Source organism: Klebsiella sp. 10982, assembly GCF_048589245.1.
Classification (GTDB): domain Bacteria; phylum Pseudomonadota; class Gammaproteobacteria; order Enterobacterales; family Enterobacteriaceae; genus Klebsiella; species Klebsiella quasivariicola.
Genome location: NZ_JBMAXV010000003.1, coordinates 61,693 through 81,589 on the forward strand (window position 1 = coordinate 61,693; position 19,897 = coordinate 81,589).

The window sequence follows — 19,897 nt, forward strand, 5'->3', positions numbered from 1 at the left end:
GTGGAAAATCATGAATCAACAGGACATTGAACAGGTGGTGAAAGCGGTACTGCTGAAAATGAAAGACAGCAGTCAGCCTGCCGACACCGTTCATGGCATGGGCGTTTTTGCCTCTCTGGATGACGCCGTCGCGGCGGCAAAGGTGGCCCAGCAGGGATTGAAGCGGGTGGCGATGCGCCAGCAGGTGATTCAGGCCATTCGTGAGGCGGGTGAAAAGCATGCCCGGGAACTGGCGGAACTGGCGGTGACCGAGACCGGCATGGGACGCGTGGAGGATAAGTTTGCTAAAAACGTGGCGCAGGCGCGCGGCACACCGGGCGTGGAGTGTCTGACTCCGCAGGTGTTGACCGGCGATAACGGCCTGACGCTGATTGAAAACGCGCCCTGGGGCGTGGTGGCCTCGGTTACGCCGTCCACCAACCCGGCGGCGACGGTGATTAACAATGCTATCAGCCTGATTGCCGCTGGCAACAGCGTGGTGTTTGCCCCTCATCCGGCGGCGAAGAAGGTCTCGCAGCGGGCAATTACCCTGCTTAACCAGGCGGTAGTGGCCGCCGGTGGCCCGGCTAACCTGCTGGTGACCGTGGCGAATCCGGATATCGACACCGCCCAGCGGCTGTTTAAGTACCCTGGCATCGGCCTGCTGGTGGTGACCGGCGGCGAAGCGGTGGTCGAGGCGGCGCGCAAACATACCAATAAACGTCTGATTGCCGCCGGAGCCGGCAACCCACCGGTGGTGGTGGACGAAACCGCCGATCTGCCGCGCGCCGCGGAGGCAATCGTCAGGGGCGCCTCTTTCGATAACAACATCATCTGCGCCGACGAGAAGGTGCTGATCGTGGTCGATAGCGTCGCCGACGAGCTGATGCGCCTGATGGAAGACCAGCAGGCGGTGAAACTCACCGCGGCACAGGCCGAACAGCTTCAGCCGCTGCTGCTGAAAAATATCGATGAGCGCGGCAAAGGCACGGTCAGCCGCGACTGGGTCGGCCGCGATGCGGGCAAAATCGCCGCGGCGATTGGCCTGCAGGTGCCGGCGCAAACCCGTCTGCTGTTCGTTGAAACCTCCGCCACCCATCCGTTCGCAGTGACTGAACTGATGATGCCGGTGCTGCCGGTGGTGCGGGTGGCGAACGTCGACGAGGCGATCGCCCTGGCGGTCACGCTGGAAGGCGGTTGCCACCATACGGCGGCGATGCACTCACGCAATATCGACAACATGAACCAGATGGCGAATGCCATCGACACCAGCATCTTCGTCAAAAATGGGCCGTGCATCGCCGGGCTTGGGCTGGGCGGCGAGGGCTGGACCACCATGACCATCACCACCCCGACCGGCGAGGGCGTGACCAGCGCGCGCACCTTCGTTCGTCTGCGTCGCTGTGTGCTGGTGGATGCGTTTCGAATTGTATAAGGGATGAACATGGCGCACGACGAACAACGCTGGCTTTCGCCGCGACTGCAAACGGCGGCGGCCCTGTGTAACCAGACGCCCGCCGCCAGCGACTCACCGCTGTGGCTGGGCATCGATTTGGGCACCTGCGACGTGGTGTCAATGGTGGTCGATAGCGACGGCCAGCCGGTTGCGGTGTGTCTTGACTGGGCCGACGTGGTGCGCGACGGCATCGTCTGGGACTTCTTTGGCGCTGTCACCCTCGTGCGCCGTCATCTCGATACCCTCGAACAACAGCTGGGCTGTCGCTTCACCCATGCGGCGACCTCGTTTCCGCCGGGGACCGATCCGCGCATTTCGATCAATGTCCTGGAATCCGCCGGGCTGGAGGTCAGTCATGTCCTGGATGAGCCGACCGCGGTGGCGGATCTGCTGCAGCTCGATAACGCCGGGGTGGTGGATATCGGCGGCGGCACCACCGGGATCGCCATCGTTAAACAGGGCAAGGTGACGTATTCGGCGGATGAAGCCACCGGCGGCCACCATATCTCCCTGACGCTGGCCGGGAATCGCGACATTGGGCTTGAGGAGGCGGAGCAGTACAAGCGCCGCCATGCCGGGGAGATCTGGCCGGTGGTTAAGCCGGTGTACGAGAAGATGGCCGAGATTGTCGCCCGGCACATTGCCGGACAAGGGATTGATGATTTGTGGCTGGCGGGCGGCGCCTGTATGCAGCCGGGCGTGCATGCGCTGTTTCGTCAGCGCTTCCCGGCATTACCGGTGCATTTGCCGCAGCACAGCCTGTTTATGACCCCGCTGGCAATCGCCAACAGCGGGAAGGAAAAAGCGGAGGGGATCTATGCAAGCTGAACTGCAGACGGCGCTGTTCCAGGCCTTCGACAGCCTGAATCTCCAGCAGGTAAAAAGCTTCAACGTTCCGCCGGTGACGCTGCACGGCGTCGGCGCGCTGGCGGCCTGTGGACTGCAAGCCCACGCCCGTGGCCTGAAGCATCTGTTTGTTATGGTCGACAGTTTTCTCCATCAGGCGGGAATGACCGCCGGGCTGGAACGTAGCCTGGCGATGAAAGGGATAGCCATAACCCTCTGGCCCTGTCCCGCCGGCGAACCCTGCGTCACCGATGTCTGCGCCGCGGTCGCCCAGCTGCGGGACGCGGGTTGCGACGGGGTGGTGGCTTTCGGCGGTGGGTCGGTGCTGGATGCGGCGAAGGCGGTGGCGCTGCTGGTCACCAATCCTGAGCAGACGCTGAGCGGTATCACGGAACACAGCGCATTACATTCGCGTCTGCCGCTGATCGCGGTGCCGACCACCGCCGGCACCGGGTCAGAAACCACCAACGTGACGGTGATTATCGATGCGGTGAGCGGACGCAAACAGGTGCTGGCGCATGCCTCGCTGATGCCGGATGTGGCGATCCTCGACGCCGCGCTGACCGAAGGCGTTCCCCCGCCTGTCACGGCGATGACCGGGATCGATGCGCTGACCCACGCGATCGAGGCCTACAGCGCCCGCCACGCCACACCGTTTACCGACAGTCTGGCGATGGGAGCCATCGCCATGATCGGCGAAGCGCTGCCGAGAGCGGTGGGCTTCGGCCAGGATCTGGCGGCGCGGGAGAACATGCTGCTGGCCTCCTGCATGGCGGGGATGGCGTTCTCCAGCGCCGGGCTGGGGCTATGCCATGCCATGGCGCATCAGCCGGGGGCGGCGCTGCATATTCCGCACGGGCTGGCCAACGCCATGCTGCTGCCGACGGTGATGGAGTTTAACCGCATGGTGTGCCGGGCGCGCTTCAGCCAGATCGGCAGGGCGCTGACCGGCAGGAAAACCGATGACCTTGAGGCAATCGCCGCCGTGCGCGAACTGATTGCGGAAGTCGGTCTGACGATGCGGCTGTCGGATGCCGGCGCGACGCCCGCGCACTACGCCACCTGGGCACAGGCGGCGCAGGACGACATCTGTCTGCGCACCAATCCACGCACCGCCACCCGGGAGCAGATTATCGAGCTGTACGCGGCGGCGCAATAAATGCGGATTTTCCCGGGGGCGTGTAGCGGTGTCTTTCCCGGCTCGCGCTGCGCTTAGCCGGGCTACAGCGCCGCGACCCGGGAAAGTTCCCCGAGTGCGGCTAATGTCCCGGTATTCACAGTATCTACAAATCATAAATGACAGGGAGTAAGGGCTATGGGAATTAACGAAATCATCATGTACATCATGATGTTCTTTATGCTGATTGCCGCCGTGGACAGGATCCTGTCGCAGTTCGGCGGCTCGGCACGCTTCCTCGGCAGGCTGGGGAAAAGCATTGAAGGGTCGGGCAGTCAGTTTGAAGAAGGGTTTATGGCGATGGGGGCGCTGGGTCTGGCAATGGTCGGGATGACCGCCCTGGCGCCGGTGCTGGCCCATCTGCTCGGCCCGGTGATTATTCCGCTGTATGAGATGCTCGGCGCCAACCCGTCAATGTTCGCCGGCACGCTGTTGGCGTGCGACATGGGCGGTTTCTTCCTCGCTAAAGAACTCGCGGGCGGCGACGTGGCGGCCTGGATGTACTCAGGCCTGATCCTCGGGTCCATGATGGGCCCGACCATTGTGTTCTCCATTCCGGTGGCGCTCGGCATTATTGAACCAACCGATCGCCGCTGGCTGGCGCTCGGCGTGCTGGCGGGCATTGTCACCATTCCCATCGGCTGTATCGCCGGCGGTCTGGTGGCGATGTATTCCGGGGTGGAGATCAACGGCCAGCCGGTAGAGTTTACCTTCGCGCTGATCCTGATGAATATGATCCCGGTGATCATCGTCGCCGTACTGGTGGCGCTGGGGCTGAAGTTTATTCCGGAAAAAATGATCAACGGCTTCCAGATCTTCGCCAAATTCCTCGTGGCGCTGATCACCATCGGCCTGGCGGCGGCGGTGATCAAGTTTCTGCTCGGCTGGGAGCTGATCCCGGGACTCGACCCGATCTTTATGGCGCCTGGCGACCAGCCCGGCGAGGTGATGCGCGCCATCGAAGTCATTGGCTCCATCTCCTGCGTGCTGCTCGGCGCTTACCCGATGGTGCTCCTGCTGACCCGCTGGTTTGAAAAGCCGCTAATGCGCATCGGTAACCTGCTGAAAATCAACAATATGGCTGCTGGCGGTATGGTCGCCACCCTGGCGAATAACATCCCGATGTTCGGCATGATGAAGCAGATGGATACCCGCGGCAAAGTGATCAACTGCGCTTTCTCGGTGTCGGCGGCATTCGCGCTGGGCGACCATCTCGGTTTTGCGGCAGCCAACATGCACGCCATGATCTTCCCGATGATTGTCGGCAAGCTGGTCGGCGGCGTTACCGCGATTGGCGTGGCGATGCTGCTGGTGCCGAAAGAGAAAACGATCCCGGCGGCAGCGAAAAGCGACGCCGAAGTGGAGGCACACTCGTGAACACGCGCCAGCTGCTCAGCGTCGGTATTGATATCGGCACCACCACCACGCAGGTGATCTTCTCGCGTCTCGAGCTGGTTAACCGCGCCGCGGTCTCCCAGGTGCCACGCTATGAATTCATCAAACGCGAGATCAGCTGGCAAAGCCCGGTGTGCTTTACACCGGTCGATAAGCAGGGCGACCTGCAAGAAGCTGAACTGAAGGCGCTGATCCTCGCCCAGTACCAGGCCGCGGGTATCGCCCCGGAAGCGGTGGACTCCGGGGCGATCATCATCACCGGCGAAAGCGCGAAAACCCGTAATGCCCGCCCGGCCGTGATGGCACTCTCGCAGTCGCTGGGCGATTTCGTTGTCGCCAGCGCCGGGCCGCACCTTGAATCGGTCATTGCCGGCCACGGTGCCGGGGCGCAAACCTTGTCCCAGCAGCGGATGTGCCGGGTGCTCAATATCGATATCGGCGGCGGCACGTCGAACTATGCCCTGTTTGCATCCGGTAAAGCGATCGGCACCGCCTGCCTTAACGTCGGCGGCCGGCTGCTGGAGACCGACGGTCAGGGCCGGGTGATTTACGCCCATCAGCCGGGCCAGCGCATTGTCGATGCGGTATTCGGCCCGGGAACCGATGCTTTAGCCTTGACTGCGGGGCAGCTGGCGCAGGTGGCGCGCCGGATGGCGGCGCTGATCGTCGAGGTGATCGAGGGCACCCTCTCACCGCTGGCGCAGGCGCTGATGCAAACGGGTTTACTGCCGGCGGGTGTTCAGCCTGAGGTGATTACGCTTTCCGGTGGGGTGGGGGAGTGCTATCGCCATCAGCCCGCCGATCCTTTCTGCTTTTCCGATATTGGGCCGCTGCTTGCCACGGCCCTGCATGAGCACCCGCGACTGCAGGCGATGAACGTGCAGTTCCCGGCGCAAACCGTGCGCGCCACGGTGATTGGCGCCGGGGCGCATACCCTGTCGCTGTCCGGGAGCACCATCTGGCTGGAGGGGGTACAGCTGCCGCTGCGCAATCTACCGGTGGCCATCGCGCAGGACGTCGGCGATCTGCCGAATGCCTGGCTGCAGGCGTTGACGCAGCTCGACCTGGCCCCCGACGCGGACGCTTACGTGCTGGCGCTTCCCGCTTCACTTCCGGTGCGCTACGCCACCTTACTGGCGGTGATTGACGCCCTGCTGGCGTTTGTCGCCCGCTTTCCTAATCCCCACCCGCTGCTGGTGGTGGCTGAGCAGGATTTTGGTAAAGCGCTGGGCATGCTGCTGCGGCCTCAGCTACCACACCTTCCGCTGGCGGTCATCGATGAGGTGAGCGTGCGGGCGGGAGACTATATCGACATTGGTACGCCTCTTTTTGGCGGATCGGTTGTGCCGGTGACGGTGAAATCACTCGCATTTCCTTCCTGAGGGAACGACTTATGAAACTAAAGACCACATTGTTCGGCAATGTTTATCAGTTTAAGGATGTAAAAGAGGTACTGGCGAAAGCCAACGAACTACGTTCGGGGGATGTGCTGGCGGGCGTGGCAGCGGAGAGTTCGCAGCAGCGCGTGGCGGCCAAGCAGGTGTTGTCGGAGATGACGGTGGCGGATATCCGCAATAACCCGGTGATCCCGTACGAGGAGGACTGCGTGACGCGCCTGATTCAGGACGATGTCAACGAAACCGCCTATAACCGCATCAAAAACTGGACCATCAGCGACCTGCGTGAATACGTGCTGAGCGATGAAACCTCCGTGGACGACATCGCCTTCACGCGCAAGGGGTTAACCTCAGAAGTGGTGGCGGCAGTGGCCAAGATCTGCTCCAACGCCGATCTGATCTACGGCGGCAAAAAAATGCCGGTGATCAAAAAAGCCAATACTACCATCGGTCTGCCGGGAACCTTCAGCTGCCGCCTGCAGCCGAACGACACCCGTGACGATGTGCAGAGTATTGCTGCGCAAATCTATGAAGGGCTTTCTTTTGGCGCGGGCGACGCGGTGATCGGCGTTAACCCGGTCACTGACGACGTGGAGAACCTGAGCCGGGTGCTGGATACGGTGTACGGGGTTATCGACAAGTTTGCCATTCCTACCCAGGGCTGCGTGCTGGCGCACGTCACCACCCAGATTGAAGCCATCCGCCGCGGCGCGCCGGGCGGGCTGATTTTCCAGAGCATCTGCGGCAGCGAAAAAGGGCTCAAAGAGTTCGGCGTCGAGCTGGCAATGCTTGATGAAGCGCGGGCGGTGGGGGCGGAGTTTAACCGTATCGCCGGGGAGAACTGCCTCTATTTTGAAACCGGGCAGGGCTCGGCGCTCTCCGCGGGCGCTAACTTCGGCGCCGATCAGGTGACGATGGAAGCGCGTAACTATGGCCTGGCGCGGCACTACGATCCGTTCCTGGTGAATACCGTGGTGGGCTTTATCGGGCCGGAGTACCTCTATAACGACCGGCAAATTATTCGCGCCGGGCTGGAAGACCACTTTATGGGCAAGCTGAGCGGCATCTCGATGGGCTGCGACTGCTGCTACACCAACCATGCCGATGCCGACCAGAACCTCAACGAAAACCTGATGATCCTGCTGGCGACCGCTGGCTGCAACTACATCATGGGGATGCCGCTCGGCGACGACATCATGCTCAACTACCAGACCACCGCCTTCCACGACACTGCGACCGTGCGCCAGCTGCTGGGCCTGCGGCCGTCGCCGGAGTTTGAACGCTGGCTGGAAACGATGGGCATTATGGCAAATGGTCGCCTGACCAAACGGGCGGGCGATCCGTCACTGTTCTTCTGATGACGCGGGGATGACACACCATGGATCAAAAACAAATCGAAGACATTGTACGCAGCGTAATGGCGTCAATGGGACAACCACAGCCGCAGGCCCCCGCAGCGTCAACGCCGGCCTGTGAAACGAAATCGTGCGCAGCCGATGTCCCGGCGGAGAGCTGCGCGCTGGATCTGGGCTCAGCAGAAGCGAAAGCCTGGATTGGCGTACAAAACCCGCATCGCCCTGAGGTGCTCACCGAGCTGCGGCGCAGCACCGCGGCACGCGTCTGCACCGGTTGCGCCGGGCCGCGTCCGCGCACCCTGGCGCTGCTGCGCTTCCTGGCGGATCACTCGCGTTCGAAAGACACAGTGCTCAAAGAGGTACCAGAGGCGTGGGTGAAAGCGCAGGGGCTGCTGGAAGTGCATTCGGAAATTAGCGACAAAAATCACTACCTGACGCGCCCCGATCTGGGACGCCGTCTCAGTCCGGAGGCCATCGATGCGTTGAAGGCGCAGTGCGTGATGGATCCGGATGTGCAGGTGGTGGTCTCCGATGGCCTGTCGACGGATGCCATCACCGCCAACTATGAAGAGATCCTGCCGCCGCTGCTTGCCGGCCTGAAGCAGGCGGGGCTGAAGGTCGGCACACCGTTCTTCGTCCGCTATGGCCGCGTCAAGATTGAAGATCAGATCGGCGAGATCCTCGGCGCGAAGGTGGTGATCCTGCTGGTTGGCGAGCGCCCGGGGCTCGGCCAGTCGGAGAGCCTCTCCTGCTACGCGGTCTACTCCCCGCGGGTGGCCACCACCGTTGAGGCCGACCGGACCTGTATTTCCAATATCCACCAGGGCGGCACCCCGCCGGTAGAAGCCGCCGCGGTGATCGTGGATTTAGCCAAACGCATGCTGGAGCAGAAAGCCTCCGGCATCAATATGAGCCGTTAAGGAGGCATCATGCCAGCATTAGATTTGATTCGACCCTCAGTCACCGCCATGCGCGTGATTGCCTCGGTGAACGACGGTTTTGCGCGCGAACTGAAATTACCGCCGCATATACGGAGTCTCGGGCTCATCACGGCAGATTCGGATGACGTGACGTATATTGCCGCCGACGAAGCGACCAAACAGGCGATGGTGGAAGTGGTCTATGGCCGCTCTCTGTACGCCGGCGCGGCCCACGGCCCGTCGCCTACTGCCGGCGAAGTGCTGATTATGCTGGGTGGCCCAAACCCGGCGGAAGTTCGCGCCGGGCTGGATGCGATGGTGGCGCATATTGAAAGCGGGGCGGCGTTCCAGTGGGCCAACGACGCGCAAGATACTGCCTTTCTGGCGCATGTGGTGTCGCGTACCGGCTCTTACCTTTCATCGACCGCTGGCATCGCGCTGGGGGATCCGATCGCCTATCTGGTGGCGCCGCCGCTGGAAGCGACGTTCGGCATCGATGCGGCGATGAAGTCGGCCGACGTCCAGCTGGTGACCTACGTGCCGCCGCCGTCGGAAACCAACTATTCGGCCGCCTTTTTGACGGGAAGTCAGGCCGCCTGTAAAGCCGCCTGTAATGCCTTTACCGACGCCGTACTCGATATTGCCCGTCATCCTGTACAGCGTGCGTAATGGAGGGAGCGATGATCAATGCGCTGGGATTGCTCGAAGTGGAGGGTATGGTCGCTGCTGTAGACGCCGCGGATGCCATGCTCAAGGCGGCCAATGTGCGCCTGCTTAGTCACGAAGTGCTTGACCCCGGCAGGTTAACGCTGGTGGTGGAGGGCGACCTGGCGGCCTGTCGCGCCGCGCTGGATGCCGGGGCCGCCGCTGCCCGGCGTACCGGCTGCGTGATCAGCCGGCGGGAAATTGGCCGGCCGGAAGAAGATACTCAGCGGCTGATAGGCGGCTTTCAGCCACCGCCGCCCGCGCCCCAGCCGCCTGCTGACACGGCATCATCGGAAGCGTTACTGACGCTGCTGGCTTCAGTTCGTCAGGGCATGACGGCCGGCGAGGTGGCCGCGCATTTTGCCTGGCCGCTGGATAAGGCCCGCCAGGCGCTGGAGCAGCTCTTTTCCGCAGGGACGCTACGAAAACGCAGTAGCCGCTATCGTCTCAAAAATCCATAACCTGTCGGAGGTGCCGGGAGCGGCTTGCCCCCGGCTTTAACGATTATGAAAAAGCGTCGTTCTGCAAATTTGCACCATCTCTGTTGCGAGGCGTTACCTGATGACACCAGGCTGACGCCCCAGGTTGAAATTGACAATATTCATCAACGACACACGACGGATGTGTATGAGCACGCCCTGACCATTACCGCCTGGCAACAGATCTACGATCAGCTACATCCAGGTCAGTTTCGCGGCGAATTTACCGAAATCCTGCTCGATGAGATCCAGGTCTTTCGCGAATATACCGGGCTGGCGCTGCGTCAGTCCTGCCTGGTCTGGCCGAACTCCTTCTGGTTTGGCATTCCGGCGACCCGGGGAGAGCAGGGGTTTATCGGCTCGCAGTGCCTGGGCCGGGCAGAAATCGCCACCCGTCCCGGTGGGACGGAGTTCGAGCTGAGCACGCCTGATGATTACACCATCCTCGGGGTGGTGATTTCAGAGGAGGTGATTTCGCGTCATGCCAGTTTCCTGCACCATCCGGAGCGGGTGTTGCATATGCTACGCAACCAGTCAGCGCTGGCGGTACGCGAGCCGCATAAGGCCGCACTGTGGGGATTTGTCCAGCAGGCGCTGACCACTTTTAGCGAGCATCCTGATACCCTTCATCAGCCGGCTGTGCGTAAGGTCCTGCGGGATAATCTGTTGCTGGCGATGGGCACGATGCTCGAAGAGGCGCAGCCGATGGTGAGCGTGGAGAGCGTCAGCCACCAGAGCTACCGTCGCCTGCTGGCGCGGGCGCGTGAATATGTGCTGGAAAACAGCGCAGAGCCGTTAACCGTGCTCGACCTGTGTCAGCAGCTGCACGTCAGCCGACGTACTCTGCAAAACGCCTTCCATGCGATTCTGGGGATTGGTCCCAACGCCTGGCTTAAACGGATCCGCCTGAACGCCGTGCGCCGGGAGCTGATAAGCCCCTGGTCAGAGCGGGAGACGGTCAAGGAAGCGGCCATGCAGTGGGGGTTCTGGCATCTGGGGCAGTTCGCCACCGACTATCAGCAGCTGTTTGCCGAAAAACCGTCGATGACACTGCACCATCGCCTGCGCCAGTGGGTGTGAGCGAAGCGACGCCGCTGCCGGGGGCACAGCCGCCATCCGGCAGTTATAGCCAGTCGCGCACCTGAATAAACTCGTTCAGCGCCGCCTCCGGGCTGCCTTCTTCCGGCTGGTAATCATATTCCCAGCGTACCAGCGGCGGCATCGACATCAGAATGGATTCTGTCCGTCCCCCGGTTTGCAGGCCGAACAGGGTGCCGCGGTCCCAGACCAGATTGAACTCGACGTAGCGGCCGCGGCGATAGAGCTGAAAGTGGCGCTCGCGTTCGCCGTACGGCGTGGCTTTTCGGCGTTCGATGATGGGTAAATAGGCGTCAGCATAGCCGTTCCCTACCGCCTGCATAAAGGCGAAGCAGTGGTCAAAATCCGGGGTGTTCAGGTCGTCAAAGAACAGACCGCCGATACCGCGCTGTTCCTGGCGGTGCTTCAGATAGAAGTAATCATCGCACCATTTTTTATAGCGCGGATAGACATCTTCGCCGAACGGCAGACACAGATCGCGGGCGGTACGATGCCAGTGGACGGCATCCTCTTCAAAACCGTAGTAGGGGGTTAAATCAAAACCGCCGCCGAACCACCATACCGGGTCGGCGCCGGGCTTTTCGGCAATAAAGAACCGCACGTTGGCATGGCTGGTGGGCACGTAGGGGTTCAGCGGATGAACCACCAGCGAGACGCCCATGGCTTCAAAGCTGCGTCCGGCCAGCTCCGGGCGGTGCGCGGTCGCTGAAGCGGGCATCGCATCGCCGTGGACGTGGGAGAAGTTGACCCCGGCCTGTTCGAACACAGCGCCATCGCGCAACACCCGGCTGCGCCCGCCGCCGCCGCCTTCCCGCTGCCAGGCGTCTTCAATAAACGGGGCGCCATCGACAGCGCTCAGCTGCTGACAGAGGCTGTCCTGAAGCTGGAGCAAAAAAGTTTTAACCTGCGTGGCATCGGGTTTCATTAACGTCTCTTCGAATGGGCTTTCTGGTTATCGAACCAGTGGAAATAACTGATAATGCCGTTGGCAATGGCGGTGGCGATTTTCTGCCGGAAGGCGGTGGTACCGAGCAATTTCTCCTCGTTCGGGTTGGTAATAAACGAGGTTTCCACCAGCACGGATGGAATGGAAGGCGACTTCAGTACCACGAATGCCGCCTGTTCAGTATTGCGGCTGTGCAGCTTATGCACCGGCTTGATCTTTTTCAGGATATGCGAGCCCAGCGTCAGGCTGTTTTTAATGGTGTCAGTCTGCACCAGATCGAACAGCACCTGCTGCAGCAGATGATCTTTATCCGTCGCTTTCTTACCGGCAACTTCATCGGCGCGGTTTTCGCGATCGGAGAGGTATTTTGCCATGGCGCTACTGGCGCCGCGGTTTGACAGGGCGAACACCGAGGCGCCGGCAGCGCTCGGGTTAGTGAAGCCATCGGCGTGGATCGACATAAACAGATCGGCGCCGTGCTGATGGGCGATCTCCACCCGGTCATAAAGCGGAATAAAAGTATCGCCGGTGCGGGTCAGGCGAGCGTCGATGCCGTTGCTGCGCAGAATGCTGCGCACGTTTTTAGCGATCGCCAGCACCACATGCTTCTCTTTCGACCCGTTATGGCCGATAGCCCCGGTGTCGATACCGCCGTGGCCCGGGTCCAGCATCACAATGCGGCGGCCACCGGCCTTTTTGGCGGCGGGCTTGCTGTGTCCATTCGATGTTTTCAGTGGCTGTTCTTTTGCGCTGACCTGCGCGGCGACGCCACTCAGCGTCATCGCAGCCAGCCCGGCTTTCAGCACCTGACGGCGCGAAGCAAGTATTTTTAAGGGTTTAAAAGTGCTCATTCGGCCTGAATTGTAAACAAGTGATGTCCAATGTTATATCGTATCGCGTTTGCCGTTACGACCATTCAAAATAAGAATTGTTTTACTTTTCATTTCAATACATGACAAAGTCATATTATGCCATTTTTTGCCGCTGATTTCGCCTGATATTGGCTATCAGTTATATTCGCGCCATAATCACTGTTTTTAACCGTCAATGGTGGGGAATACCATGGAGATTCGCGTTTTTCGCCAGCAGGATTTTGAAGAGGTTGTGACGCTGTGGGAGCGCTGCGATCTGCTGCGCCCGTGGAACGATCCGGAGATGGATATTGAGCGTAAGCTGAATCATGACGTTAGCCTGTTTCTGGTGGCGGAAGTGAACGGTGAAGTCGTTGGTACGGTGATGGGCGGTTATGATGGTCATCGCGGCTCCGCATATTATCTGGGCGTCCATCCGGAATATCGTGGCCGGGGCATCGCAAACGCGCTGCTCAATCGTCTGGAGAAAAAGCTGATTGCCCGCGGCTGCCCGAAAATCAACATTATGGTCCGTGAAGACAACGACGTGGTGCAGGGAATGTATGAGCGGCTGGGCTATGAATACGCCGATGTCCTGACCCTGGGCAAGCGCCTGATCGAAGATGAAGAATACTGAGTTTATCCCCGCCGATTTTGATGCCCATGGCCGTCTGCGCCTGCCGTTTCTTTTCTGGTGCGTGCTGTTGTTGCAGGCCCGCACGTGGGTGCTGTTTTTAATGGCCGGAGCCTCACGCCAGCAGGGCGACGCGATTCTTAATCTGTTCTATCCCGATCACGACCGCTTCTGGCTCGGTTTACTGCCCGGCGTGCCGGCGGTACTGGCTTTTCTGCTTAGCGGCTATCGTCAGCGCCTGCCGCGCCTGTGGTCGGCGATGCGCTGGCTGCTGGTGCTCTCGCAGTTGCTGCTGTTGCTGTGGCAGCCGATGCTATGGCTTAGCGGTGAATCCCCCTCTTCATTAACCATCGGGCTGCTGGCGGCGGATGGCTATGCCCTGTGGTGGCTGCTAACCAGCCGTCGCCTGGGAGCCTGTTTTCGCCAGACCACCTTTTAATGGCACTTTTTGCCGATCGCGAACTCCAACATGCGTTGAATGACTCAGAAAGGATTGTGATATGAAATCGCTACGTGTAATGCTCTGCGCGCTTCCGCTGGCACTGACCGGCTGCTCCACGATGAGCGCGGTCAACTGGTCGGCGGCCTATCCGTGGAACTGGTTTGGCGCTTCCACCGAGGTGACCGAGCAGGGCGTGGGTAAACTGACGGCTTCCACGCCGCTCAATGAACAGGCCATTAGCGATGCGCTGGGCAGCGACTACCGTTTGCGCAGCGGGATGAAGACCGATAAGGGCAATATCGTCCACTACTTTGAAGCGCTGAAAGACAACAGCGTGGCGCTGACCATCAATGGCGACAACGGTACCATCAGCCGGATTGACGTGCGCGATGTCGAAATCAAAACCGCCAGCGGCGTGAAAATCGGCACACCGTTTAGCGACCTGTACAGCAAAGCCTTTGGCAACTGCCAGAAAGGCAGCAATGACAACGGCGCGGTCGTCGAGTGTCAGGCCGAGGGGAGTCAGCATATCAGCTACGCCTTTACCGGCCACTGGAGCGGCCCGGACGAGCTGATGCCCTCCGACGATACCCTGAAAAACTGGAAGGTCAGCAAGATTATCTGGCGTCGCTAAATTGATCTGAAGAGACACGACAGCTCTGAAAAACAGTTACAATAGCGCGTTAGCAACGCGACAGCGTTGTGGTTGCATCATTTCAGGAGGAGCGATGTCTCAGGTTCAGAGCGGCATTTTGCCGGAACATTGCCGCGCGGCGATTTGGATTGAAGCCAATGTTAAAGGGGACGTTAACGCCCTGCGCGAAGCGAGCAAAAAATTTATCGATACCCTTGCCACCTTCCAGGCTAAATTCCCCGACGCCAAACTCGGCGCGGTGGTGGCGTTCGGCAATAGCGTCTGGCGTCAGCTGAGCGGCGGCGTAGGGGCAGAGGAGTTAAAAGATTTTCCGGTCTATGGCAAAGGGCTGGCGCCGTCCACCCAGTATGACCTGCTGATTCATATTTTATCCGCCCGTCATGAAGTTAACTTCTCGGTGGCGCAGGCCGCGATGGCCGCCTTTGGCGACGCTATCGACGTGAAAGAAGAGATCCACGGTTTCCGTTGGGTGGAAGAGCGTGATCTCAGCGGCTTCGTCGACGGCACCGAAAACCCGGCGGGGGAAGAAACCCGCCGCGAAGTGGCAGTCATTAAAGACGGTGTGGACGCGGGCGGCAGCTACGTGTTCGTCCAGCGCTGGGAACATAATCTCAAACAGCTGAACCGCATGAGCGTACCGGATCAGGAGATGATGATCGGCCGTACCAAAGAAGCCAACGAAGAGATCGATGGTGATGCACGTCCTGAGACCTCGCATCTGTCGCGCGTTGACCTCAAGGAAGACGGTAAAGGGCTGAAAATTGTCCGCCAGAGCCTGCCGTATGGCACCGCCAGCGGCACCCATGGCCTCTATTTCTGCGCTTACTGCGCGCGCCTGTATAACATCGAGCAGCAGCTGCTGAGCATGTTTGGCGATACCGACGGCAAACGCGACGCGATGCTGCGATTCACTAAACCGGTGACCGGCGGCTATTACTTCGCACCATCGCTGGAGCGTATTCAGGCGCTGTAATTTTTTCCCCTCACCCTAACCCTCTCCCCAAGGGGGAGAGGGAACCGTTCGGTACGGTTGGCAAGCCCCAGTACGGACCGCCTTTCACCCTCTCCCTCAGGGAGAGGAGACGGTACGGTGCGGCTATGGAATCTGCGTGCGGACTCTCTTTCTCCCTCTCCCTCAGGGAGAGGGGCGGGGTGAGGGTATCGGCGACTCAAGCGCTTCAAGTATTCTCTCCATCACCGCATCCTCATACTCTTCAAACTCATTATTCCAGAAGCGTAAAACCCGCCATCCCTGGCTCTGTAGCCAGCGGGTGCGGCGAACATCGTAGGCACGCCTCTCATCGTGTTGGCCGCCGTCCAGTTCAATCGCCAGCCGTATTGCGCAGCAGGCAAAATCGAGAATATAGGGACCCACGGGATGCTGGCGGCGAAATTTATAGCAAGCAAAACGGCGGTTGCGCAGTAAGTACCATAGCCGACGTTCTGCTGGCGTTAAGCTACGTCTGAGCTGATGAGCAAAAATCTATGTGTTTTTCATATAAACACAGTGCACGCCTGGCTGCCGTTTGTCACAATGACACGTCTAATCTGCGAGCCGCTTTCAGCAAAGCTTTGCCAGTTGCTTATTCTCTTTTCGACTTCCAAATCGCCAAACGGTATATAAAACCGTTACTCCTTTCGTACCCGTTATAAATATGATGATCATCAGAAAATGTTCAACGTTGATAAGGGTGCGCAATGGCCGTTAAATCACTGAAAAAAGGATATCTGGCGCTGGCGGCTTCCATGCTGCTGGCCGCGCAGGCGCAGGCGACGGAGCTGCTGAACAGCTCCTATGATGTCTCCCGCGAGCTGTTTGCCGCCCTTAACCCGCCTTTTGAGCAGCAGTGGGCGAAGGACAATGGCGGGGACACGCTGACGATTAAGCAGTCGCATGCCGGTTCATCCAAGCAGGCGCTGGCTATTTTGCAGGGTCTGAAGGCGGACGTGGTCACCTACAACCAGGTGACGGACGTGCAGATCCTGCATGACAAAGGCAACCTGATCCCGGCCGACTGGCAAAGCCGCCTGCCGAACAACAGCTCACCGTTCTATTCGACGATGGGTTTCCTGGTGCGCAAAGGCAACCCGAAAAATATTCATGACTGGAACGATCTGGTTCGCTCTGACGTCAAGCTGATTTTCCCGAACCCGAAAACCTCGGGTAACGCCCGATACACCTACCTGGCGGCATGGGGCGCGGCGGATAAAGCCGACGGCGGCGATAAAGCCAAAACCGAACAGTTTATGACCCAGTTTCTGAAGAACGTCGAAGTCTTTGATACCGGCGGACGCGGGGCGACCACCACTTTTGCTGAACGCGGCCTGGGCGATGTGCTGATTAGCTTCGAATCGGAAGTGAACAATATTCGTAAGCAGTATGAGGCGCAGGGATTTGAAGTGGTGATCCCGAAAACCAACATTCTGGCGGAGTTCCCGGTGGCATGGGTGGATAAAAACGTCAAAGCCAATGGCACCGAAAAGGCGGCGAAAGCCTACCTGAACTGGCTCTACAGCCCGCAGGCGCAAACCATCATTACCGACTACTACTACCGGGTAAACAACCCGAAAGTCATGGACGCGCTGAAGGATAAATTCCCGCAGACCGAACTGTTCCGCGTGGAGGACAAGTTTGGCGCCTGGCCTGAGGTGATGAAAACCCACTTCGCCAGCGGCGGCGAACTGGACAAACTGCTGGCGGCGGGGCGTAAGTAATGTTTGCTGTGTCGTCTAAGCGCGTGCTGCCGGGCTTTACCCTGAGCCTCGGCACCAGCCTGCTGTTTGTCTGTCTGATTTTGTTGTTACCGCTCAGCGCGCTGGTAATGCAGCTGGCGCAGATGAGCTGGGCGCAGTACTGGGATGTGATCAGCAACCCGCAGGTGGTCGCGGCCTATAAGGTGACGCTGCTGTCGGCATTCGTGGCCTCGATATTTAATGGCGTATTCGGTCTGCTGATGGCGTGGATCCTGACCCGCTATCGTTTTCCGGGCCGCACGCTGCTCGATGCTTTAATGGATCTGCCGTTTGCGCTGCCCACCGCGGTGGCGGGCCTGACCCTGGCCTCGTTGTTTTCGGTTAATGGTATTTACGGGGAATGGCTGGCGAAGTTCGATATTAAAGTCACCTATACCTGGCTCGGCATCGCCGTGGCGATGGCCTTTACCAGCATCCCGTTTGTGGTACGTACCGTGCAGCCGGTGCTGGAGGAGTTAGGGCCCGAGTATGAGGAAGCGGCGGAAACGCTGGGCGCGACGCGCTGGCAAAGCTTCCGCAAGGTCGTACTGCCGGAGCTGTCGCCGGCGCTGCTGGCGGGTATTGCCCTGTCGTTTACCCGCAGTCTCGGCGAGTTTGGCGCGGTGATTTTTATCGCCGGCAACATCGCGTGGAAGACCGAGGTGACCTCGCTGATGATCTTTATTCGTCTGCAGGAGTTTGACTATCCGGCCGCGAGCGCGATCGCCTCGGTGATCCTTGCTGCTTCACTGCTGCTGCTGTTTTCCATCAATACCCTGCAGAGTCGCTTTGGTCGACGGGTGGTAGGTCACTAATGGCGGAAGTTACTCAATTGAAACGCTACGACGCGCCCCGCATTAACTGGGGTAAATGGTTTCTGATTGGCGTCGGGATGCTGGTCTCTGCCTTCATCCTCGTGGTGCCGATGGTCTATATCTTTGTCCAGGCTTTCAGCAAAGGATTGATGCCGGTGCTGGAAAACCTGGCCAACCCGGACATGCTGCATGCTATCTGGCTGACGGTAATGATTGCCTTGATTACCGTCCCGGTGAACCTGGTGTTCGGTACGTTGCTGGCCTGGCTGGTGACACGTTTTACCTTTCCGGGGCGCCAGCTGCTGCTGACGTTACTGGATATCCCGTTCGCCGTCTCGCCTGTGGTGGCCGGCCTGGTTTACCTGCTGTTCTACGGCTCTAACGGCCCGCTGGGCGGCTGGCTCGACGCGCATAATCTGCAAATCATGTTCGCCTGGCCGGGCATGGTGCTGGCGACCATCTTTGTCACCTGTCCGTTTGTGGTGCGCGAGCTGGTGCCAGTGATGATGAGCCAGGGCAGTAATGAGGATGAGGCCGCGGTGCTGTTGGGCGCTTCCGGCTGGCAGATGTTTCGCCGGGTGACGTTGCCCAATATCCGCTGGGCGCTGCTGTACGGCGTGGTGCTGACTAACGCTCGCGCCATCGGCGAATTTGGCGCGGTGTCGGTGGTCTCCGGTTCGATCCGCGGTGAAACGCTGTCGCTGCCGCTGCAAATTGAATTACTGGAGCAGGATTACAACACTGTCGGCTCGTTTACCGCCGCCGCCCTGCTGACATTAATGGCTATTCTGACCCTGTTTTTAAAGAGTATGTTGCAATGGCGTCTGGCCAATCAGGAAAAACGCGCGCAACAGGAGGGAAATCATGAGCATTGAGATTGCCAATATTAAGAAATCGTTTGGTCGCACCCAGGTGCTGAATGATATCTCGCTGGATATCCCTTCCGGACAAATGGTTGCGCTGCTGGGGCCCTCGGGCTCCGGAAAAACCACCCTGCTGCGAATTATCGCCGGTCTGGAGCATCAGACCAGCGGTCATATCCGCTTCCACGGTACCGACGTCAGTCGGATGCACGCTCGCGACCGTAAAGTGGGCTTCGTTTTCCAGCACTATGCGCTGTTCCGCCATATGACGGTGTTCGATAACATCGCCTTTGGCCTGACTGTGCTGCCGCGCCGCGAACGCCCCAATGCGGCGGCGATTAAAGCCAAGGTGACCAAACTGCTGGAGATGGTGCAGCTGGCCCATCTGGCGGATCGCTATCCGGCGCAGCTGTCCGGAGGCCAGAAGCAGCGCGTGGCGCTGGCGCGCGCCCTGGCGGTGGAGCCGCAAATTTTGCTGCTGGATGAACCTTTCGGTGCGCTGGATGCGCAGGTGCGTAAAGAGCTGCGCCGCTGGCTGCGTCAGCTGCATGAAGAGCTGAAATTCACCAGCGTGTTCGTCACCCACGATCAGGAAGAGGCGATGGAAGTTGCCGACCGGGTGGTGGTCATGAGCCAGGGCAACATCGAACAGGCCGATGCCCCGGAGCGCGTATGGCGTGAGCCGTCTACCCGTTTCGTGCTGGAGTTTATGGGGGAAGTGAACCGCCTGCAGGGGGTCATCCGCGGTGGACAGTTCCACGTCGGCGCCCACCGCTGGCCGTTAGGCTATACCCCGGCATACCAGGGGCCAGTGGACCTGTTCCTGCGCCCATGGGAAGTGGACATCAGCCGGCGGACCAGCCTGGATTCGCCGCTGCCGGTGCAGGTCCTGGAGGCCAGTCCGAAAGGGCACTACACCCAATTAGTCGTCCAGCCTCTGGGGTGGTATGACGAACCGCTGAGCGTGGTGTTAACGGGCGATGAGGCGCCGTCCCGCGGCGAACGGCTGTTCGTCGGGCTGCAAAACGCGCGTTTGTACAACGGTACCGAGCGTATCGAGCCGCGCGGCGAGCTTGCTCTGGCGGAGTCGGCCTGATAGCTTAAATCCATGTGCTTTTGCCGGGTGAGGCTCTGCTTACCCGGTCTGGAAT

21 protein-coding genes are annotated in these 19,897 nt (G+C 60.0%); 18 read left to right on the forward strand and 3 right to left on the reverse strand.

Going from position 1 to position 19,897, the window contains the following annotated elements; all coding sequences use genetic code 11:
* The first annotated feature begins 10 nt into the window (after positions 1–10).
* From ACKLKD_RS03380 to eutR, 10 genes are all read left to right on the forward strand, one after another.
* Entirely contained in the window at positions 11–1,414 is a 1,404-nt protein-coding gene (locus ACKLKD_RS03380; protein ID WP_025711463.1) for an aldehyde dehydrogenase family protein, read from the forward strand.
* Between the two features lie 9 nt (positions 1,415–1,423).
* A complete protein-coding gene (gene eutJ / locus ACKLKD_RS03385; RefSeq protein ID WP_087805084.1) occupies positions 1,424–2,263 on the forward strand; it encodes an ethanolamine utilization protein EutJ in 840 nt (279 codons plus the stop codon).
* Positions 2,253–3,440, forward strand: a complete 1,188-nt coding sequence (gene eutG / locus ACKLKD_RS03390) for an ethanolamine utilization ethanol dehydrogenase EutG (protein ID WP_087805082.1) — start codon at positions 2,253–2,255, stop codon at positions 3,438–3,440. Before eutJ ends, eutG begins: the two co-directional genes overlap by 11 nt.
* Positions 3,441–3,596: 156 nt before the next feature.
* Complete coding sequence (gene eutH / locus ACKLKD_RS03395) at positions 3,597–4,835, forward strand: ethanolamine utilization protein EutH (RefSeq protein ID WP_025711459.1); 1,239 nt, start codon at positions 3,597–3,599, stop codon at positions 4,833–4,835.
* The gene (eutA, locus tag ACKLKD_RS03400; RefSeq protein ID WP_025711458.1) at positions 4,832–6,235 is read left to right on the forward strand and encodes an ethanolamine ammonia-lyase reactivating factor EutA; all 1,404 of its coding nucleotides are present in this window, start codon (positions 4,832–4,834) and stop codon (positions 6,233–6,235) included. Before eutH ends, eutA begins: the two co-directional genes overlap by 4 nt.
* An 11-nt stretch (positions 6,236–6,246) precedes the next feature.
* Positions 6,247–7,608 carry an ethanolamine ammonia-lyase subunit alpha gene (gene eutB, locus ACKLKD_RS03405; RefSeq protein ID WP_025711457.1) on the forward strand — a complete coding sequence of 454 codons (1,362 nt, stop codon included), beginning with the start codon at positions 6,247–6,249 and terminating at the stop codon, positions 7,606–7,608.
* A 20-nt stretch (positions 7,609–7,628) separates the two neighbouring features.
* On the forward strand, positions 7,629–8,525 hold the full coding sequence (gene eutC, locus ACKLKD_RS03410; RefSeq protein WP_025711456.1) for an ethanolamine ammonia-lyase subunit EutC: 897 nt from the start codon (positions 7,629–7,631) through the stop codon (positions 8,523–8,525).
* Between the two features lie 9 nt (positions 8,526–8,534).
* Positions 8,535–9,194 carry an ethanolamine utilization microcompartment protein EutL gene (gene eutL, locus ACKLKD_RS03415; RefSeq protein WP_025711455.1) on the forward strand — a complete coding sequence of 220 codons (660 nt, stop codon included), beginning with the start codon at positions 8,535–8,537 and terminating at the stop codon, positions 9,192–9,194.
* 11 nt (positions 9,195–9,205) lie between these two features.
* The gene (gene eutK, locus ACKLKD_RS03420) at positions 9,206–9,691 is read left to right on the forward strand and encodes an ethanolamine utilization microcompartment protein EutK (protein WP_025711454.1); all 486 of its coding nucleotides are present in this window, start codon (positions 9,206–9,208) and stop codon (positions 9,689–9,691) included.
* Between the two features lie 45 nt (positions 9,692–9,736).
* A complete protein-coding gene (eutR, locus tag ACKLKD_RS03425) occupies positions 9,737–10,789 on the forward strand; it encodes an HTH-type transcriptional regulator EutR (RefSeq protein WP_025711453.1) in 1,053 nt (350 codons plus the stop codon).
* Positions 10,790–10,832: 43 nt separating this feature from the next.
* On the opposite strand, the gene hemF is transcribed toward eutR, so the two are convergent.
* The gene (gene hemF, locus ACKLKD_RS03430) at positions 10,833–11,732 is read right to left on the reverse strand and encodes an oxygen-dependent coproporphyrinogen oxidase (RefSeq protein ID WP_025711452.1); all 900 of its coding nucleotides are present in this window, start codon (positions 11,730–11,732) and stop codon (positions 10,833–10,835) included.
* Positions 11,732–12,604, reverse strand: coding sequence for an N-acetylmuramoyl-L-alanine amidase AmiA (gene amiA / locus ACKLKD_RS03435; RefSeq protein WP_025711451.1), 873 nt, complete (start codon positions 12,602–12,604; stop codon positions 11,732–11,734). Before amiA ends, hemF begins: the two co-directional genes overlap by 1 nt.
* 211 nt (positions 12,605–12,815) lie before the next feature.
* Between amiA and ACKLKD_RS03440 the strand changes: the two genes are divergently transcribed.
* From ACKLKD_RS03440 to ACKLKD_RS03455, 4 genes are all read left to right on the forward strand, one after another.
* Positions 12,816–13,241 carry a GNAT family acetyltransferase gene (locus ACKLKD_RS03440; RefSeq protein ID WP_002913637.1) on the forward strand — a complete coding sequence of 142 codons (426 nt, stop codon included), beginning with the start codon at positions 12,816–12,818 and terminating at the stop codon, positions 13,239–13,241.
* Positions 13,228–13,677, forward strand: coding sequence for a DUF2919 domain-containing protein (locus ACKLKD_RS03445; RefSeq protein WP_025711450.1), 450 nt, complete (start codon positions 13,228–13,230; stop codon positions 13,675–13,677). Before ACKLKD_RS03440 ends, ACKLKD_RS03445 begins: the two co-directional genes overlap by 14 nt.
* A 61-nt stretch (positions 13,678–13,738) precedes the next feature.
* Complete coding sequence (locus ACKLKD_RS03450; RefSeq protein WP_025711449.1) at positions 13,739–14,314, forward strand: RpoE-regulated lipoprotein; 576 nt, start codon at positions 13,739–13,741, stop codon at positions 14,312–14,314.
* Positions 14,315–14,408: 94 nt separating this feature from the next.
* Positions 14,409–15,308 carry a Dyp-type peroxidase gene (locus ACKLKD_RS03455; RefSeq protein ID WP_025711448.1) on the forward strand — a complete coding sequence of 300 codons (900 nt, stop codon included), beginning with the start codon at positions 14,409–14,411 and terminating at the stop codon, positions 15,306–15,308.
* A gap of 162 nt (positions 15,309–15,470) precedes the next feature.
* On the opposite strand, the gene ACKLKD_RS03460 is transcribed toward ACKLKD_RS03455, so the two are convergent.
* Positions 15,471–15,818 (reverse strand): endonuclease domain-containing protein, encoded by a 348-nt coding sequence (locus ACKLKD_RS03460; RefSeq protein WP_071993242.1) that lies wholly within the window; start codon positions 15,816–15,818, stop codon positions 15,471–15,473.
* 215 nt (positions 15,819–16,033) lie between these two features.
* Between ACKLKD_RS03460 and cysP the strand changes: the two genes are divergently transcribed.
* Genes cysP through cysA form a run of 4 tightly spaced genes read left to right on the forward strand, consistent with a single transcriptional unit; the run spans position 16,034 to position 19,842 of the window.
* Positions 16,034–17,050: a thiosulfate/sulfate ABC transporter substrate-binding protein CysP gene (gene cysP / locus ACKLKD_RS03465; protein WP_025711447.1), complete on the forward strand. Its 1,017-nt coding sequence runs from the start codon at positions 16,034–16,036 to the stop codon at positions 17,048–17,050.
* Positions 17,050–17,883 carry a sulfate/thiosulfate ABC transporter permease CysT gene (cysT, locus tag ACKLKD_RS03470; RefSeq protein ID WP_025711446.1) on the forward strand — a complete coding sequence of 278 codons (834 nt, stop codon included), beginning with the start codon at positions 17,050–17,052 and terminating at the stop codon, positions 17,881–17,883. Before cysP ends, cysT begins: the two co-directional genes overlap by 1 nt.
* Positions 17,883–18,758 (forward strand): sulfate/thiosulfate ABC transporter permease CysW, encoded by an 876-nt coding sequence (cysW, locus tag ACKLKD_RS03475; protein WP_025711445.1) that lies wholly within the window; start codon positions 17,883–17,885, stop codon positions 18,756–18,758. The genes cysT and cysW overlap by 1 nt, the downstream gene beginning before the upstream one ends.
* The gene (gene cysA / locus ACKLKD_RS03480; RefSeq protein ID WP_002913623.1) at positions 18,748–19,842 is read left to right on the forward strand and encodes a sulfate/thiosulfate ABC transporter ATP-binding protein CysA; all 1,095 of its coding nucleotides are present in this window, start codon (positions 18,748–18,750) and stop codon (positions 19,840–19,842) included. Before cysW ends, cysA begins: the two co-directional genes overlap by 11 nt.
* Positions 19,843–19,897: the final 55 nt, after the last annotated feature.

Coding starts and splice junctions, on each gene's coding strand:
- eutH (WP_025711459.1), top strand. CDS start 3,597: ATGGGAATTAACGAAATCATCATGTACATCATGATGTTCTTTATGCTG.
- cysP (WP_025711447.1), top strand. CDS start 16,034: ATGGCCGTTAAATCACTGAAAAAAGGATATCTGGCGCTGGCGGCTTCC.
- cysW (WP_025711445.1), top strand. CDS start 17,883: ATGGCGGAAGTTACTCAATTGAAACGCTACGACGCGCCCCGCATTAAC.
- ACKLKD_RS03445 (WP_025711450.1), top strand. CDS start 13,228: ATGAAGAATACTGAGTTTATCCCCGCCGATTTTGATGCCCATGGCCGT.
- ACKLKD_RS03450 (WP_025711449.1), top strand. CDS start 13,739: ATGAAATCGCTACGTGTAATGCTCTGCGCGCTTCCGCTGGCACTGACC.
- eutG (WP_087805082.1), top strand. CDS start 2,253: ATGCAAGCTGAACTGCAGACGGCGCTGTTCCAGGCCTTCGACAGCCTG.
- eutK (WP_025711454.1), top strand. CDS start 9,206: ATGATCAATGCGCTGGGATTGCTCGAAGTGGAGGGTATGGTCGCTGCT.
- eutB (WP_025711457.1), top strand. CDS start 6,247: ATGAAACTAAAGACCACATTGTTCGGCAATGTTTATCAGTTTAAGGAT.
- ACKLKD_RS03455 (WP_025711448.1), top strand. CDS start 14,409: ATGTCTCAGGTTCAGAGCGGCATTTTGCCGGAACATTGCCGCGCGGCG.
- ACKLKD_RS03380 (WP_025711463.1), top strand. CDS start 11: ATGAATCAACAGGACATTGAACAGGTGGTGAAAGCGGTACTGCTGAAA.
- eutJ (WP_087805084.1), top strand. CDS start 1,424: ATGGCGCACGACGAACAACGCTGGCTTTCGCCGCGACTGCAAACGGCG.
- cysA (WP_002913623.1), top strand. CDS start 18,748: ATGAGCATTGAGATTGCCAATATTAAGAAATCGTTTGGTCGCACCCAG.
- hemF (WP_025711452.1), bottom strand. CDS start 11,732: ATGAAACCCGATGCCACGCAGGTTAAAACTTTTTTGCTCCAGCTTCAG.
- ACKLKD_RS03440 (WP_002913637.1), top strand. CDS start 12,816: ATGGAGATTCGCGTTTTTCGCCAGCAGGATTTTGAAGAGGTTGTGACG.
- amiA (WP_025711451.1), bottom strand. CDS start 12,604: ATGAGCACTTTTAAACCCTTAAAAATACTTGCTTCGCGCCGTCAGGTG.
- eutL (WP_025711455.1), top strand. CDS start 8,535: ATGCCAGCATTAGATTTGATTCGACCCTCAGTCACCGCCATGCGCGTG.
- cysT (WP_025711446.1), top strand. CDS start 17,050: ATGTTTGCTGTGTCGTCTAAGCGCGTGCTGCCGGGCTTTACCCTGAGC.
- eutR (WP_025711453.1), top strand. CDS start 9,737: ATGAAAAAGCGTCGTTCTGCAAATTTGCACCATCTCTGTTGCGAGGCG.
- eutC (WP_025711456.1), top strand. CDS start 7,629: ATGGATCAAAAACAAATCGAAGACATTGTACGCAGCGTAATGGCGTCA.